17 protein-coding genes are annotated in these 13884 nt (G+C 66.5%); 11 read left to right on the top strand and 6 right to left on the bottom strand.

Annotated elements, in window-relative coordinates; all coding sequences use genetic code 11:
• Positions 1 to 970, bottom strand: a 970-nt coding sequence (locus G3N59_RS29835; protein ID WP_205986423.1) for a flagellar biosynthesis protein FlhA, incomplete at its 3' end; no start/stop codon positions are given.
• Positions 971 to 984: 14 nt separating this feature from the next.
• Positions 985 to 2052 (bottom strand): type III secretion system export apparatus subunit SctU, encoded by a 1068-nt coding sequence (gene sctU, locus G3N59_RS29830; RefSeq protein WP_205986422.1) that lies wholly within the window; start codon positions 2050 to 2052, stop codon positions 985 to 987.
• Between the two features lie 295 nt (positions 2053 to 2347).
• On the opposite strand from sctU, the gene G3N59_RS29825 reads away from it, so the two are divergent.
• The 11 genes from G3N59_RS29825 (at position 2348) to G3N59_RS29775 (ending at position 11105) form a co-directional block, all read left to right on the top strand.
• Positions 2348 to 2953, top strand: coding sequence for an HrpB1 family type III secretion system apparatus protein (locus G3N59_RS29825; protein WP_241024399.1), 606 nt, complete (start codon positions 2348 to 2350; stop codon positions 2951 to 2953).
• A 50-nt stretch (positions 2954 to 3003) separates the two neighbouring features.
• Positions 3004 to 3405: a serine kinase gene (locus G3N59_RS29820; protein ID WP_205986421.1), complete on the top strand. Its 402-nt coding sequence runs from the start codon at positions 3004 to 3006 to the stop codon at positions 3403 to 3405.
• Position 3406: 1 nt separating this feature from the next.
• Positions 3407 to 4291, top strand: a complete 885-nt coding sequence (sctJ, locus tag G3N59_RS29815; protein ID WP_205986420.1) for a type III secretion inner membrane ring lipoprotein SctJ — start codon at positions 3407 to 3409, stop codon at positions 4289 to 4291.
• Between the two features lie 14 nt (positions 4292 to 4305).
• A complete protein-coding gene (locus G3N59_RS29810; protein WP_205986419.1) occupies positions 4306 to 5025 on the top strand; it encodes a type III secretion protein HrpB4 in 720 nt (239 codons plus the stop codon).
• Positions 5022 to 5840: a FliH/SctL family protein gene (locus G3N59_RS29805; protein ID WP_205986418.1), complete on the top strand. Its 819-nt coding sequence runs from the start codon at positions 5022 to 5024 to the stop codon at positions 5838 to 5840. The genes G3N59_RS29810 and G3N59_RS29805 overlap by 4 nt, the downstream gene beginning before the upstream one ends.
• Positions 5837 to 7186, top strand: coding sequence for a type III secretion system ATPase SctN (gene sctN, locus G3N59_RS29800; protein ID WP_205986417.1), 1350 nt, complete (start codon positions 5837 to 5839; stop codon positions 7184 to 7186). Before G3N59_RS29805 ends, sctN begins: the two co-directional genes overlap by 4 nt.
• On the top strand, positions 7183 to 7665 hold the full coding sequence (locus G3N59_RS29795; protein ID WP_205986416.1) for a type III secretion system protein: 483 nt from the start codon (positions 7183 to 7185) through the stop codon (positions 7663 to 7665). The genes sctN and G3N59_RS29795 overlap by 4 nt, the downstream gene beginning before the upstream one ends.
• A 23-nt stretch (positions 7666 to 7688) precedes the next feature.
• Entirely contained in the window at positions 7689 to 8579 is an 891-nt protein-coding gene (sctT, locus tag G3N59_RS29790) for a type III secretion system export apparatus subunit SctT (protein ID WP_205986415.1), read from the top strand.
• The gene (locus G3N59_RS29785) at positions 8576 to 9133 is read left to right on the top strand and encodes an HrpB1 family type III secretion system apparatus protein (RefSeq protein WP_205986414.1); all 558 of its coding nucleotides are present in this window, start codon (positions 8576 to 8578) and stop codon (positions 9131 to 9133) included. Before sctT ends, G3N59_RS29785 begins: the two co-directional genes overlap by 4 nt.
• Positions 9134 to 9223: 90 nt before the next feature.
• Positions 9224 to 9688: an HrpB1 family type III secretion system apparatus protein gene (locus G3N59_RS29780; RefSeq protein WP_205986413.1), complete on the top strand. Its 465-nt coding sequence runs from the start codon at positions 9224 to 9226 to the stop codon at positions 9686 to 9688.
• A gap of 178 nt (positions 9689 to 9866) precedes the next feature.
• Positions 9867 to 11105, top strand: coding sequence for a hypothetical protein (locus tag G3N59_RS29775; protein WP_205986412.1), 1239 nt, complete (start codon positions 9867 to 9869; stop codon positions 11103 to 11105).
• 101 nt (positions 11106 to 11206) lie between these two features.
• Here the strand turns inward: G3N59_RS29775 and G3N59_RS29770 are convergent, their stop codons facing one another.
• The 4 genes from G3N59_RS29770 to G3N59_RS29755 form a co-directional block, all read right to left on the bottom strand.
• Positions 11207 to 11617, bottom strand: a complete 411-nt coding sequence (locus G3N59_RS29770) for a GNAT family N-acetyltransferase (RefSeq protein ID WP_205986411.1) — start codon at positions 11615 to 11617, stop codon at positions 11207 to 11209.
• Complete coding sequence (locus tag G3N59_RS29765; RefSeq protein WP_205986410.1) at positions 11614 to 12054, bottom strand: HrpB1 family type III secretion system apparatus protein; 441 nt, start codon at positions 12052 to 12054, stop codon at positions 11614 to 11616. Before G3N59_RS29765 ends, G3N59_RS29770 begins: the two co-directional genes overlap by 4 nt.
• Before the next feature lie 13 nt (positions 12055 to 12067).
• Entirely contained in the window at positions 12068 to 12430 is a 363-nt protein-coding gene (locus G3N59_RS29760; RefSeq protein ID WP_205986409.1) for a hypothetical protein, read from the bottom strand.
• A 306-nt stretch (positions 12431 to 12736) separates the two neighbouring features.
• Positions 12737 to 13618: a hypothetical protein gene (locus G3N59_RS29755; RefSeq protein WP_205986408.1), complete on the bottom strand. Its 882-nt coding sequence runs from the start codon at positions 13616 to 13618 to the stop codon at positions 12737 to 12739.
• Between the last annotated feature and the right edge of the window lie 266 nt (positions 13619 to 13884).

Below are 13884 nucleotides of genomic sequence, written 5' to 3'. Positions count from 1 at the left end.
CGTGCTTCTTTTGCAGACGGTGCGCGGTGAAGGCGAGCACGCCCGCAAGCAGCACGAACAGCGCCATCGGAAAACCCGGCACGAGCGCGAAACCGAGCAGCAGCAAGGCCGCGAACCACAATGCGCGGGCGCTGCTGGTGAACTGGCGGCCGATCGCTTCGCCGAGCGAATCCTGGCCGTCGGCCTTGCCTTCGTCCACGCGCGTGATCATCACGCCCGCCGCCACTGAGATCAGCAGCGAGGGAATCTGCGAGACCATCGCATCGCCGATCGAGAGCACCGAAAATCGATTCGCCGCTTCTCCCGCGCTCATGCCGTGATACGCGACGCCCACCGCGATGCCGCCGACAATGTTGATCAAGGTGATCATCAGGCCCGCGATGGCATCGCCTTTCACGAACTTCATCGCGCCGTCCATGCCGCCGTGCAGCTGGCTTTCGACCGCGAGCCGCGCGCGCTTGCGGCGCGCCTCTTCGGGCGTGAGGATGTTGGCGCGCAGGTCGGCGTCGATGCTCATCTGCTTGCCGGGCAGCGCGTCGAGCGTGAAGCGCGCGCCGACTTCGGCCACACGCTCCGAGCCCTTCGCGATCACGATGAACTGCACCACCGAGATGATCACGAACACCACGAGGCCGACCACCAGATTGCCGCCCACCACCAGCTCGCCGAAACTCTCGATGATGGTGCCCGCGTCGGCGTGCAGCAGGATCGATTTGGTCGAGGCGATGTTGAGCGACAGGCGGTAGAGCGTGGTGAACAGCAGCACCGAGGGAAACGCCGACAGCGATGCGATATGGCCCACGTACATCGTGACCATCAGCAGCACGACGCTGATCGTGATGTTCACGGCGAGCAGGCCGTCGATGATGGCGGGCGGCAGCGGCAGGATCATCAGCGAGACGATCGCGATCAGCAGGATCGCGATGCCGGCTTCGCCCGCCGCGGGTAGTTTGAGTCGTTGGGTAGACATGCAGGGTTCCTCGCTCAGGCGTGGGAGTCCGCCTTCGCGGACGCGGCAGCGAGGCCGTCGACCCAACGCAGGATCGCGGCCACCGCTTCAAACAGGGCTTCGGGGATAGGCTGGTTTTCGGGTACGCGATGCAGCATGCGCGCGACCGGCGCATTGGCGACGATCGGCACGCCCGCTTCGGCGGCGTAGCGGCGCAGCAGCAGCGCGTGCTCGTCCAGGCCGCGTGCGATGACCACGGGCAGCGGAAATTCAGCCGGGTCGTAGCGCAGCGCCACGGCGTAGTGCGCGGGATTCACCACCACCACATTGGCGCGCCCGACACCTTGTTTCGGCCCTTCGTTGACGAGCTTGCGCGCGAGGCGCTTGCGCTCGCCTTTCATCTCCGGATTGCCTTCGCTTTCCTTATGCTCGCGCTTGACTTCGTCCTTCGACATGCGGTTCTTGCGGATGAACAGCCACTTCTGCAACTTGAAATCCACGGCTGCGATCACGCCGAACACGCCCAGCGCCACGGCTACCACATGCATCGTCACCGACCACATCACTTCGCATAGCTGAGGAATCGAGCGGTCGAGGGCGCTGGCCACCACCGGCAGCGAAGCGCGGATCGTGCTCCACATCACGGCAAGCAGCACGATCGCCTTGCAGACCATTTTGGCGAGATCGATGGCGGCGTTCATCGAGAAGATCTTCTGGAATCCCGATCCGGGGCTCACGGCGTTGAGTTTCGGCATCACCGCTTTCATCGCGATCTGCATGCCGGTTTGGGGCATCAGCGCGAGCAGCGCGGCGCCGAGCGCCAGCACGGCCACGCCCGCGAGCAACGCGGCCGCGTGAATGCCGATGTCGATCAGCGCATTGGCGATCCACGGGCCGTCGCGCGCGGTGCCCGCAAAGTCGAGCGCTTCGGTGAGCAGCGCGCGCAAGGTGTCGACGATATGCGCGCCGCCCGCTTGCAGTGCGAGGAACACGGCGGCGAGGCAGGCCGTCTCGACGACATCGGCGCTTTTGGCGACCTGGCCTTCTTCGCGGGTCTTCTTGAGCTTCTGCTGCGAGGGCTCTTCGGTTTTTTCGTCGCTCATGAGCGGGCTTCCTGGATGCTGGTTGCGATTGGGCGCGCATCGATACAGCGCATCGGCGCAACGATAAGAAAGCGCACCGCGCATCCTCTTGCGCGATGCGAAGCGGTGGCGCGCGGCGCGAACGGTGGCGCGCGCGCCGCCGGACTGCCTCGCCCGCGCTTCGCATATCGATGTGCGGCTTCGTGTGGCGGGCGTTGCGCGGCGCGGCCATTGCGTAACTTGCGAGCCATGCGCGGAACGCATCGACAGTGACGAATCGCACAGCAGGCTTCGTCGCGATGCACCGCAATCACTTATGGATCGTCTGGGAGAAACGATGGACGCACTCAAGGCTCAACCGCCGTGCCCGCGCGAGGCGCTCGGCGTGCTTACCGATCTGGCCGCGGCTGCGTTTGCGGCCGCAGGCGCGGCGGCGCAGGCGAAAGCGCGCGGTATCGATGTCGAAGACCTCGAACAACTCGTCGGCGCGCTGCGCCTGTTGAGTCCGCAACGCGCCGAGTTTGGCTTCTTCGAAGGCTGGCTGCGCATGCTGCGCGAAGAGTGGGACGAGGCCGAATGGCTGTTTCGCGATCTCGCGGCGCGTGGTGTGTGCCTGCCGTCGAGCAAGGGCATGTTGCTGCAGTGCCTGAAGGCGCGTGGCAGCTTCGGCTGGCAGGACGAGGCGCGTGAACTCGCTCGCGAGCACGCGGACGATGAAGTGGGGCGGCTCGCGCGCACGCTGCTCGCCGCCGGCGATTTGCAGGACGCCGCACGCGATGCGGCGCGCACCGGGCGATTCGTGCCGCCCGACTCTGCGCTCGAACTCGAAACCGACGCGCACGACCGCGCCACGGCACGTCTCGACACGGCGCCGCGCCTGGCGCTGGAGTTGCCGCTGGAGTTGCAGTACTTGCGCATTTGAGCGCCGCGCGCGGGCGAGAGCACGCGCATGCCCATTACCGGAGACGCGAAATGAATTCCACGCTCGTCACACAGTTCGATATCGACCGCATTCTCGACACCGGCAGCGGCACGCATGCAAGCACGCCGCCCGCCGCGCTCGCCGAGCGCTTCCAGGCGCTGCTGGAGCAGGAGCCCGGCGCGCAGGCGAGTCTGTCCGCCACGTCCGCGCCCGGCTCGCGGCTCGATGTGGTGAAGCAGGCCGTCGAGGACCAGGCCGCCGACTATCGCCAGGTGCCCAACGACGTGCTCTATATGAGTCAGCATCTGAGCGCGCTCTCGATGGAGCGCCTCGCCGCCGCCGACATGACGATCCAGCTGGAGATCGCCAGCCTCAACGCCGATCTGCAAGTCAAGATGGCCACGGTGCAATCCACCAAGGACGCCGTGCAGACGCTCATGAAGAACCAGTGACATGAAACCCGACTACGACGAACGCGCACCCGGTGCGCAAGGCCGGACCGGCCCGATTCTTCGCCAGCCTCGCGCGCTGCGTCGCCTCTTGCCCTGCGTTTCGCTGGCGCTGCTGCTCGCGCTCGTGGGCTGCAAGAAGGAGCTGTATGGGCAGTTGAGCGAACAGGACTGCAATGTGATGGTCGCTACGCTGATCGAATACGGTGTGGATGCACAAAAGAGTTCGCCCGATGGCGGCAAGACGTGGTCCGTCGCCGTGGACGACGCGCAGATCGTGCGGGCGATGCAGGTCTTGCGCGCGCGCGGCATACCCGAGAACAAGTACGACAATCTCGGCGCGTTGTTCAAGAAAGACGGCCTCGTTTCCACCCCGACCGAAGAGCGCGTGCGCTTCATTTACGGGCTTTCGCAGGAACTCAGCGACACGCTGTCGAAGATCGACGGCGTGGTGGTCGCGCGCGTGCAGATCGTGCTGCCCGACAACGATCCACTGGCGCAGACGGTCAGGCCGTCGTCGGCTGCCGTGTTCATCAAGTACCGGCCAGACGCGAGTCTCGACCGGCTCGTGCCCGCGATCAAGAACCTCGTGGTGCACAGCATCGAAGGTCTCACTTACGACCAGGTGAGCGTGACCGCGATCGCGGCCGATCCGCTCGCCCTCGCGCCGCGCGCGAATGCGGCGAACGATCTGCTGATTTACGCGGGCGGTGCGCTCGGCATGGTTCTGCTGCTGGGCGTGGCGGCGTTCGCGTTGATGCGCGCGCGCGGCGCGGCGTCGCGCGATGGCGTGGCCGGGCTGGCCGCGAAGCTGTTGAAGCGGCGCGCGAAAGGCGCTGCGGCGGCGCAGGCGAGCGCGTCGGCCGATGTGAACAATGCGGCGGCGTGACGATGGAAATGCTCATGAACGACCGCACACTTGAGAACGCCGACGACAGCCAGTGCGCGCGTGTGATCGCGGCGCGGCTCGCGCGCTACCGGCATCGGCGGCGCACCTTGCTCGACTGGATGCATCCGTTGCGGCGCGAGCGCTTGTGGCGCACGGCGGGCGTGCCGGGCGGCGTGGATCGAAGCCGCACTCGAAGCGAGGACCGAAGCAATGACCGAAGCAATGAAGCGCTGGCCGAAGCCGTGCTCGCGGATGCCGGCGTGCCGGTGCCGCCGCTCGCCTGTTTTGTGTCGCCGGGTGCGGCGCTCGCGCTGATCGAGCCGTTGCACGCACAACGAATATGGCGCTTGCGCGCGCTTTGCGAGCACGCCGATGAAATCCGCGCATGGATCGACCGGCCGCGCCGCGCGCTCCTCGCGCAGTGGCTCGGCGAGAGCGGCGTGCGCGTGCTGCTCTCGATGCCGCGCGATTTGCAGGGCGATTTGTACCGCGATTTGCACCCTGAAGCGGCGCTCGATGCGCGCGCGCCCGATATCGCCGATACGCTCGCGGCGCGGGGTTTCGAGCGGCTCGCGCGCGAATGCGGCGAGGCGTTCGCGCTGATGCGCTTCGCGTTGCCGAACGACGCGCTGCAGGCAGCGTGGCCCGAACTGGACGACGCGAGCACGCCTCGCACGACGATTGCGGACGCGCTCGCTGCGCGTCTGCCTGAACTTCTGGCGGAGGCCGCATGATGATCTGGTTGCGCAATGCGTCGCGCGAGGGCTGCGATGCGGGCGCGGGAGCGGGCGTCGAACACGACGTCCTGCGTGCGCATGAACTGGCGGAACTGGTGGACATGGACGAAGCGCTCGCCGCGCTGCAGGCGCGCTGCGATGCGATGCTCGACGCCGCCCACGCAGACGCCCGCGCGCTGCGCGAAACCGCGCAGGCGCAGGCCGCGGCGCAGCTTGCCGAAGCCGCAGCGCGTCACGCCGACGCCGCGCGCGAAGGCCGCGCGGCGGGGCTGCGCGACGCGCTCGCGGATTGGCACGCGCGCCACTTGCGACTTCCCGATGCAGCCGCGCAAGCGGTGGCGCGGCGCGAACGCGCGCGTCTTGCCGAACTGGTGGTGCTTGCCGTCGAACGGATGGTGGCCGCGAGCGATCCGGCCGAACTGTTGCGCCGCGCCACGTCCACGCTCGACAACATCGTCGCCGATGGCAGCGTGCTCGACGTGGCCGTGCATCCGACGCGGTTCGCAGCGGCCACTCAGGCTTTTGCGGAATTCGCGGCGCAGGCGCGCGATCTGGGCCGCGCGGTGCGGGTGCGCGTTCGCGCCGACGCGGCGCTGCAAACCGGCGCTTGCCTGTGCGAGAGCGAACTCGGCACCGTTGATGCGGGCCTGGACGTGCAGTTTGAAGCGCTGCGCGAGGCGCTGGCGCGGGCGCTCGACGAGCACAGCGATACGCCGGACGACGCGCAAATCGAAGCGCAAATCGATGTGCCGGTGGACATCGTAATCGCGCCCGAACAACCCGCCTCGTTACAGGAAGCCGACGCGCCATGAGCCCCACCAACGCCCCAGCACAATCGGCAAGTTTCGACCGTTTCACCTCCGACCTCGAACGCGAATTGCGCATGCCCGTGCGCACGACGGGCTACGGCAAGATCCAGGAAGTGATCGGCACGCTTATCAAGGTCGCGGGTCTCGACGCGCAGCTCGGCGAACTCTGCGAACTGCGCTCGCCGCAAGGCGCGCTGCTGCAACGCGCCGAAGTCGTGGGCTTCACGCGCGGCATCGCCTTGCTTTCGCCGTTTGGGCGGCTGGGCAACGTTTCGCGCGAGACGCGCGTGCGCGGTCTCGGCCGGCCGCTCGCGCTGCGCATCGGCACGGGTCTGCTCGGCCGCGTGATCGACAGCCTGGGCGAGCCCGTCGACGGCAAGGGCCCGCTCGATTGCGACGCGTGGCAACCCGTGATCGCCGATCCGCCCGATCCGATGAGCCGCCCCGTGCTCGACACGCCGCTGCCCACCGGCGTGCGCGTCGTGGACGGCATGATGACGCTCGCCGAAGGCCAGCGCATGGGCATTTTCGCGCCCGCTGGCGTGGGCAAGAGCACGCTGATGGGCATGTTCGCGCGCGGCGCGCGCTGCGATGTGAACGTGATCGCCTTGATCGGCGAGCGTGGCCGCGAAGTGCGCGAATTCTGCGAGCACATTCTGGGCGAGGAAGGCATGGCGCGCTCGGTGGTGGTGTGCGCGACCTCCGATCGTTCCTCCATCGAACGCGCCAAAGCCGCCTACGCGGCCACCGCCGTCGCCGAATACTTCCGCGATCGCGGCCAGCGCGTGCTGCTGATGATGGATTCGCTGACGCGATTTGCGCGCGCGCAGCGCGAGATCGGCCTGGCCATGGGCGAGCCGCCCACGCGGCGCGGCTTCCCGCCCTCGATCTTCGCGGAGCTGCCGCGTCTGCTCGAACGCACGGGCCGCGCCGAACGCGGCTCGATCACGGCGCTCTACACGGTGCTAGCCGAAGACGAATCGGGCGGCGATCCGATCGCCGAGGAAGTGCGCGGCATTCTCGACGGACACATGATCCTGTCGCGCGAGATCGCGGCGCAGAACCGCTATCCCGCCATCGACGTGAGCGCCAGTCTCTCGCGCGTGATGTCCCAGGTCGTGAGCCGCGAGCATGTGGGCGTGGCCGGGCACGTGCGCCGCCTGCTCGCCAAACACAAGGAAGTGGAGCTGCTGATCCAGGTGGGCGAATACCAGAGCGGCGCCGATCCGGTGGCCGACGAAGCGGTGCAGAAAATCGAGGCGATCCGCGCTTTTCTCAGCCAGCCGACCGACCTGCTGGTCGATTTCGACGAGACGCTCGGCCAGCTCGCGGAGATCGTGGCGTCATGAAGGATCGCCGGGTGATTGCGATCGATCGCGTGCTGTCGCGTCGCGAGGCGCTCGGGCGCAAGCTCGACGCGGCGCTGGCCGCGCAGCGCGCCGATGTCGCGCAGAAGACGCACGCGCTCGCGGCAAGCCGCGCGCAGACCGAAGCGCAGGCCGCGAAGCTCGCGCTGGAAGATGCGAAGCTCGACGCGATGCTGGACGGCGCGTTTCGTCCCGACGTCTTGCTCGCGCTGCGCGAGTGGCGCGCCGAGGAATCGGCGCGACTGGCGGCGTGTGAAGGCGATACGGCGCGCGCCGTGCAGACGCTGGCCGCGAGCGAGGCCGCGTGCGCCGAGGCGCGTCTGCGCATCGTGCGCAATCGCGCGCGCATCGACGTCTACACGCGCCATCGCGACCGGCTCGCGCAGGCGCTGGCGCAAGCGCGCGAAGATGCCGAGGAAGAAGAGACAAGCGAACAGCGACGCCCCGCGCGCGCCGCCTGAGTTATCCGGAGAGCCTGCTTGCGATGAACGACATCACTTATCAGACACTCATGGCCGGCCACCATCTGGTCGGCTTCGTGACCCTGCTCGCACTGTGCAGCGAGCGTCTCATGGTGCTCATGATCGTATTCCCGCCCACCGCCGACGGCGTGTTGCAGGGCCGCGTGCGCACCGCGCTCGCGCTGTTGTGGAGCGTCTTCGTGGCCTGGGGGCAGCAGGGCTTCTACGAAGATTCCACCCCGCTGATGCTGGTGGCGATCGGCATCAAGGAAGCGCTGCTGGGGCTGGTGTTCGGCTTCGCGGCGTCGTCGGTGTTCTGGGCCGCCGAGTGTGTGGGCGTCTATGTGGACGACCTCGCGGGCTACAACAACGTGCAGATGCAGAACCCAAGCCAGGGTCAGCAGAGCTCGCTCACGTCCGCGCTTTTGAGCCAGTTCGCCATCGCCGCGTTCTGGCTGCTCGGCGGCATGACGTTTCTGCTGGGCGCGCTCTATGACTCGTATCGATGGTGGCCGCTCGGCGCGCTCGTTCCGGCGGGCGGGCAGGTGCTGGAGAGCTTCGTGCTGCATCAGACCGATTCGCTGATGGAGACCGTCGCCAAGCTCGCCGCGCCGATGATGCTGATGCTGTTGCTCGTGGATATCGGCTTCGGCTTCACGAGCAAGATGTCGCAAAAGCTCGAACTGGGTTCGCTCGCGCAACCGGTGAAGGGCGCGTTGACGATTCTGTTGCTGGCGCTGCTCGCGGGCGTGTTCCTCGCCGAGGTGCGCGGGCAGATCGCGCTCACCGGGCTCAGCGCGCAGGCGCAGGCGCTGTCGCGCGGCGAGGTGGAGGGCGAGGCGCGCGCGGGTGGCGGCAAGCCGTCTGCGGCGCCGGCTGCGACAGCTGCGACAACGAAGAGCGGTGCGCAATGACGCGGCGCGATGCGCATGACGCCGCCGCGTGCGCGACGACGATCGATCCGCTGGACAGCGGCATCGTGGCGGCGCTCGTGCGTCTGCTGTGGCGTGCGGCGCGGCACGACGCGCTCGCGTCGCTTGCCGATCTCGACGAGCTTGCCCATGCGATCGACGTTCTCCAACCGGATGCGCCGCGTGCGCGGATCGCGCTGGCATGGCGTTATCTGCGCGTGCGCGCGTGGCGGCGCGCGCTTGACGAGTTACGTGGCGTGGAGCGGCGCGCGGGGTTGAGCGCGCTCGGCACGGCGCTGGCTGCCGTGTGTCTGTATGCGCTCGGCGAGGCGTCGTGGCGCAGCTACGCGCGCAAGGCCGCCGCGGCGGGCGACGACGAGGAGGCCACGGACACGGCACTCGCGCTGCTGGCCGCGCCGCCGCTTGCGCCGGTTTCCATGCCGATATCGAAGCCAGGCGCGGCAGCGAAAGGCATCGCCGCGTGCGCGGTCGGTTCGCATGGCGAGCGCGCGGTTCGCATCGCTGCGCGTCGGCGGCGCGCGGCGCAGGCAGACTAGCGGCATCGCATGAAGGACGACGACGCGCCGCGCGCGCCGCGTCTTTCCCGGCAATTCGACCTGATGGCCCCGAGGGCTCGCGAGGGAATAGTGACTTACACACGATTGAGGGAAGACGTCGCGGGCGGGCTCGCAAAGGTGCTATGGAACGCATCGCAGCTCGAAGACCCGGCGGACTTCGAGGATCTGCTCGAAGCGATCCGCGTGCTGCGGCCGCGCTGGCGCGGCGCAGGCACGGTGATGGCGTGGCGCCATGTGCGGCGCGGCGAGTGGGACGCGGCGCGCCGCGTACTGGAAGACGCCGATGCAGAGGCGCAGCGCTCGGCCATGCATGCGGTGCTGATGGCCGTCTGCCTGTACGGGCTCGAAGATCCGCTCTGGCACAGTTATGCGCGCACCGCGGTCGATCAGGATGCGTATCCGCACGCCGCGCAAATCGGCAACCGGCTGCTCGCGCAGGCGGCGGCCACCCAGCAGGCGGCGCTGCCTGCCAAAGCCGACGCCACGCCGGCACGCGACGCCTGCACGTCTTCGATGATGTGGATGCGCGCCTGATGTCTGGCGATGCGTAAACCGGTGTCAGCCAGTCGATAGGGAATCCGTAATAAATATAAAGGATTGCGAAGTTTGTGGTTTATTGGCGTGCCGGGTGGCGGCGCGTTCATTTGACTGAATCCGTCATGGACGACGACGGTTTCGAGCGTCTCTTAACTTACTCTCACAGGACAACATCATGGTCTCTCTCAATCTCGATCCGTCGATCAGCGGCGGCCAGTTTCAATCGACGGACGACGTGAGCGGCACGGGCGGCCAGGATAGCGCGCTCATGAAGGAACTCGCCAAGGTGCTCGGCCCGGAACTCGCGAAGGCGCTCGAAAAGGATCTCGCTGAACTCGGCGATGGCGGTGACGGCTCATCGGGCGGCACTGGCGGCACCGGTGGCGCGGGCGGGACGGGCGGTTCCGGCGGCGACGGCATGAACGCGCAGAGCGCATCCGGTGCGCTGGCGGGCTACATGGGCACCAATGGCAACCAGTCGCTCGACATGAACGATCTCTACAAGCTCGCGGAAGGGCAGTCGGCGGGCGGCAATGGGCAGACGCCGTCGCCGGCGGTGCAGCAGGCCGCGAAATTCATGCTGCAGAATCCCGACACGTTCAAGCAGATCGAAACCAACGACGTTGCCGGTGCGGACGGCAAGTCGGGCATCCAGAATTTCCAGAACGCCGCGCAGGGCAACATTGCGCTCGACGACGCCAGCGGCGCTGGCGGCGATGACGGCAGCACGGGAAGCACGGGCGGAACCAGCGGCACGGGCGACGCAAGCGGCCTGGGCGACGACGGTTCGTCGATGAATGCGCAGAGCGCGTCGGGCGCACTCGCGGGCTACATGGGCACGAACGGCAACAAGGCGCTGGACATGAACGATCTCTACAAGCTCGCGCAAGGGCAGTCGGCGGGCGGTAATGGCCAGAAGCCGTCGGCGGAAGTGCAGCAGGCCGCGAAATTCATGCTGCAGAATCCCGATACCTTCAAGCAGATCGAAACCAACGACGTCGCGGGCGCGGACGGCAAGTCGGGCATCGAGAACTTCGAGAACGCCGCACAAGGCAATATCGCAACCGGCGACTCCGGCAGCACGGGCGGCACGAACAACGCGGGCGGCACGTCCGGCACCGACGACGCCAGCGGCGCGAACGCGATGGGCACGAACGAAGCGGCGGGGGCGCTGGCCGGCTACATGGGCACGAACGGCAACAAGGCGCTGAACGTGGAGGACCTCTACAAGCTCTCGCAAGGCGAAGCGGCGGGCGGCAATGGCCAGAAGCCGTCGGCCGAAGTCCAGCAGGCCGCGAAGACGATGCTCGCGAATCCCGATACGTTCAACAAGATCGAAACGCATGACGTTGCGGGCGCGGATGGCAACTCCGGCATCCAGAACTTCCAGAACGCGGCGCAAGGCCTGGTCTGAACGGCACGCGAAACCTGCGGCGCTTCGTGCGCCGCTACTGTGAAAAAGGGGCGCTGAAAAATCAGCCGCCCCTTTTTGCTTGATCGATGAGATTCGATGCATCACGCGCGCTTCGTCATACGGTGCACGATCCAGTGTCCGCGTCGCGCGACGGCGGGCCAGCCGTTGCGGCGCATGAATCCGAGACACACGGCGTTGTCGGCTTCCACTTCCGCGAAGATCACGGGTTGCAGCGCGAACAGCCAGTCGAGCGCGGGTGCGAGCAGGCGCGCCCAGTGGCCGTGGTACTGCGGCAGCACGGCGATATGCGCGGTTTCGCCATCGAACAGGATGCCGCCGATTGCGCGGCCATCGCACTCGAAACCGATCGACGGGCAATCGCGATAGCGCGCAAAAAAAGCGGCGCGCGCCGCGATGGCGCGCCCGCTTCCGGGGACGAAGCCGTAGCGGCGCGAATCGGCGTCGAAATAGACGTCGAGATCCGCGCGCGCCGCGAGCCGCAAACGGCTCAACGATAGCTCTCGTGCAGGTCGTCGGCGTCCTGGCTGCCGAGCAGATTACGCATCGCTTTGCGCACATGCACGTCGGAATGCTCGCTGGCGCTCTGCGCGTAGCCGTGCCACGCCGGGTCGTTCAGGCGACGCAGGCACAGCGCCTTGAGCGCCGCGTGTTCGTCGCCCGCACCGTTGACGTATTGCCAGGCGTCGTGCGCGCGGCCGCGCTGGATGGCGATCATCACCGGAAAGACGAGCAGATCCCGCGTTTGCGGATACTCGGTGTTGAGGCGCTCGAGCAGCGCTTGCGCGCGATCCAGCGCGTTGTCGCGGATGCTCGCGACGAGATCCGCGCCTAGCGCCTCAGGCGTGCTGTAGTCGGCCAACGGTTGCGCGTGCAACTGAATCGATGAAGAAGATGCCGCCGGTGCAGGCGTCTGGGTGAGCGTGTCCATGTCGTGCCTCCGTTCAAATGGGAAGACCCGCACCCGCGCCGCGCACGAGGCTTTGCGCAGCGAGCACGCCGGTCATCGCGAGGCCGCTGTTCATGCCGGTGCCGCCCAACGCGCCGAGCGCGCCGTCCAGCAAATGATTGGCCGCGCTCGCTTCGAGGCCTTCAGGCGTGAGTTGCAGCAGATTGGTGCCCGTTTTCAGCGCGCCGCCCACGGCATCGCCGAGACCTTCACCCATCTTTTTCGGGTTAAGCGTCAGCGCGCCCTCGACGAGCTCCATGCCCCCTTTGACCACGCCGCCGATACCCTTGGCGACGCCTTCGACCGCCTGACCGACGTCATGCGCCAGCCCTTCGATCGCTTTTCCGATTGCACTCATATGTGTACTCCGCGTGAGGTTGAACGTGAGGCGCACGTAGGCGCCATATCGCATCGTAGTCACCGGAGCGGCGAAGGAAGGCTGGCCTGCGAAGCCGGGCAACGCGAAACGAAACGAAACGGGCTTGACTGGGGACACTGGGCTCGCATGTCCCAGTTGCCGAAGGGCGCAATCAATGTCAACGCATGCGATACCGCTGCTATGCAGCACTTGATGCAATACATACAGCTCGATGCGCTAAATGGCTTAATGGATGGTTATGCACCGATCAAAAGTCTTGGGAAATACGGGTCGCACGCGCAGCGGTTATTGATAGCGTGACTTGAGATCCATCATCAGGAGCCGGTTGTCGGCGTCTTCGTGCATGCCACCGTCCGCCACAATTTTGCTCCTGAGGTCGTTTATCAGGTCGAGCTTTTTATCGGGATCCGGCTCGTCGCTGATGGCCTGCACTGCATCCGAATGTTTCTCGACTGCACCGGAAATCCAGTTATGGAGTTCGGGAGAGACTGTCTTCGGCGGCACCCGCTTATTCGACGCTCCAGGCTGCATGGCGAGAAGTTCCGGCGACATCGAGGGGGGAATCGTCGCGACTGGGACCAGACCCACCTTGGAAATGGCGCCTGGGTTGACCTTGCGGTCGCCACTCATGCTATTCACAAAATCCCCATCGTGGGCAGTGGCAGCGTTGCTCGCGGCGTCCCACGATTTTCCTGTTTTGCCCGTTCCTTGCTTGAACCCGGCGCTTTGCGGTACCACCACGGCATACATGACATTGGTCTTGTTGGGCTTGAGGTAGTCGTCGGCGGGACGCCTGGACGTGTAGAGCCCGGATCCGTGAATGTTCATTCCGGCAATGCCGCCCCCCTGGCCGGTATTCGCATTGGCAGAAAAGCCTTGATTCCTGATCGCGTCGGCATTTTCCTGAGTGGTGACGTGATAGCCGAACACTTCGACAGGCCCGTGCTGGTCCTTCAACGCGTTCTTGATCTTCGATTCGATCTGCCTGGCCTGCTCCGTGGTTGGAACCTTCGAGTGCACCGGAAGATCGGGAATGTCGATCACCTTTCCGCCGAGTTGGGGGGCTCCGGCGGCATGCGACGAGATTGCGCCGATTTGCGATGCATGTGCCGGCATGGCCGATGCCGGGTGCTCGGCGCGGGGCGGCAGCGCGGCGTTCAGTCTCATTCGCTTCGCCGGTTGCTCCATCGCTTCGTTAATGTCATCAGCCGAACGCTTTATCGCGGGCGGGTCGGCGGACTGCGGCAGAGATGGTTTACGACTGGGTGCTGCGGTAAGGCCCGACAGTTCATGTGAGCCTTGTGGCCGTGCTGCCCCAACTTCTCCCGGTAGCGTGCGATTGAGCGGCTCAGATTGCTGTGTCTCGCCGGGTTGATAACTCGTCGTTCGTGCGTCAATGTGAAGCGGCATTGAGGTGCCCTCGGGAAACGTAT

Origin of the sequence: Paraburkholderia sp. Ac-20340 (assembly GCF_017104965.1) — a bacterium.
GTDB lineage: Bacteria > Pseudomonadota > Gammaproteobacteria > Burkholderiales > Burkholderiaceae > Paraburkholderia.
This window is presented reverse-complemented; position numbering and strand designations above follow the sequence as displayed.

Bases quoted from the DNA above. Each gene is read 5' to 3' on its own strand.
- sctU (WP_205986422.1), bottom strand. From the start codon at position 2,052: ATGAGCGACGAAAAAACCGAAGAGCCCTCGCAGCAGAAGCTCAAGAAG.
- G3N59_RS29825 (WP_241024399.1), top strand. From the start codon at position 2,348: ATGGATCGTCTGGGAGAAACGATGGACGCACTCAAGGCTCAACCGCCG.
- G3N59_RS29820 (WP_205986421.1), top strand. From the start codon at position 3,004: ATGAATTCCACGCTCGTCACACAGTTCGATATCGACCGCATTCTCGAC.
- sctJ (WP_205986420.1), top strand. From the start codon at position 3,407: ATGAAACCCGACTACGACGAACGCGCACCCGGTGCGCAAGGCCGGACC.
- G3N59_RS29810 (WP_205986419.1), top strand. From the start codon at position 4,306: ATGAACGACCGCACACTTGAGAACGCCGACGACAGCCAGTGCGCGCGT.
- G3N59_RS29805 (WP_205986418.1), top strand. From the start codon at position 5,022: ATGATGATCTGGTTGCGCAATGCGTCGCGCGAGGGCTGCGATGCGGGC.
- sctN (WP_205986417.1), top strand. From the start codon at position 5,837: ATGAGCCCCACCAACGCCCCAGCACAATCGGCAAGTTTCGACCGTTTC.
- G3N59_RS29795 (WP_205986416.1), top strand. From the start codon at position 7,183: ATGAAGGATCGCCGGGTGATTGCGATCGATCGCGTGCTGTCGCGTCGC.
- sctT (WP_205986415.1), top strand. From the start codon at position 7,689: ATGAACGACATCACTTATCAGACACTCATGGCCGGCCACCATCTGGTC.
- G3N59_RS29785 (WP_205986414.1), top strand. From the start codon at position 8,576: ATGACGCGGCGCGATGCGCATGACGCCGCCGCGTGCGCGACGACGATC.
- G3N59_RS29775 (WP_205986412.1), top strand. From the start codon at position 9,867: ATGGTCTCTCTCAATCTCGATCCGTCGATCAGCGGCGGCCAGTTTCAA.
- G3N59_RS29765 (WP_205986410.1), bottom strand. From the start codon at position 12,054: ATGGACACGCTCACCCAGACGCCTGCACCGGCGGCATCTTCTTCATCG.
- G3N59_RS29760 (WP_205986409.1), bottom strand. From the start codon at position 12,430: ATGAGTGCAATCGGAAAAGCGATCGAAGGGCTGGCGCATGACGTCGGT.
- G3N59_RS29755 (WP_205986408.1), bottom strand. From the start codon at position 13,618: ATGAGACTGAACGCCGCGCTGCCGCCCCGCGCCGAGCACCCGGCATCG.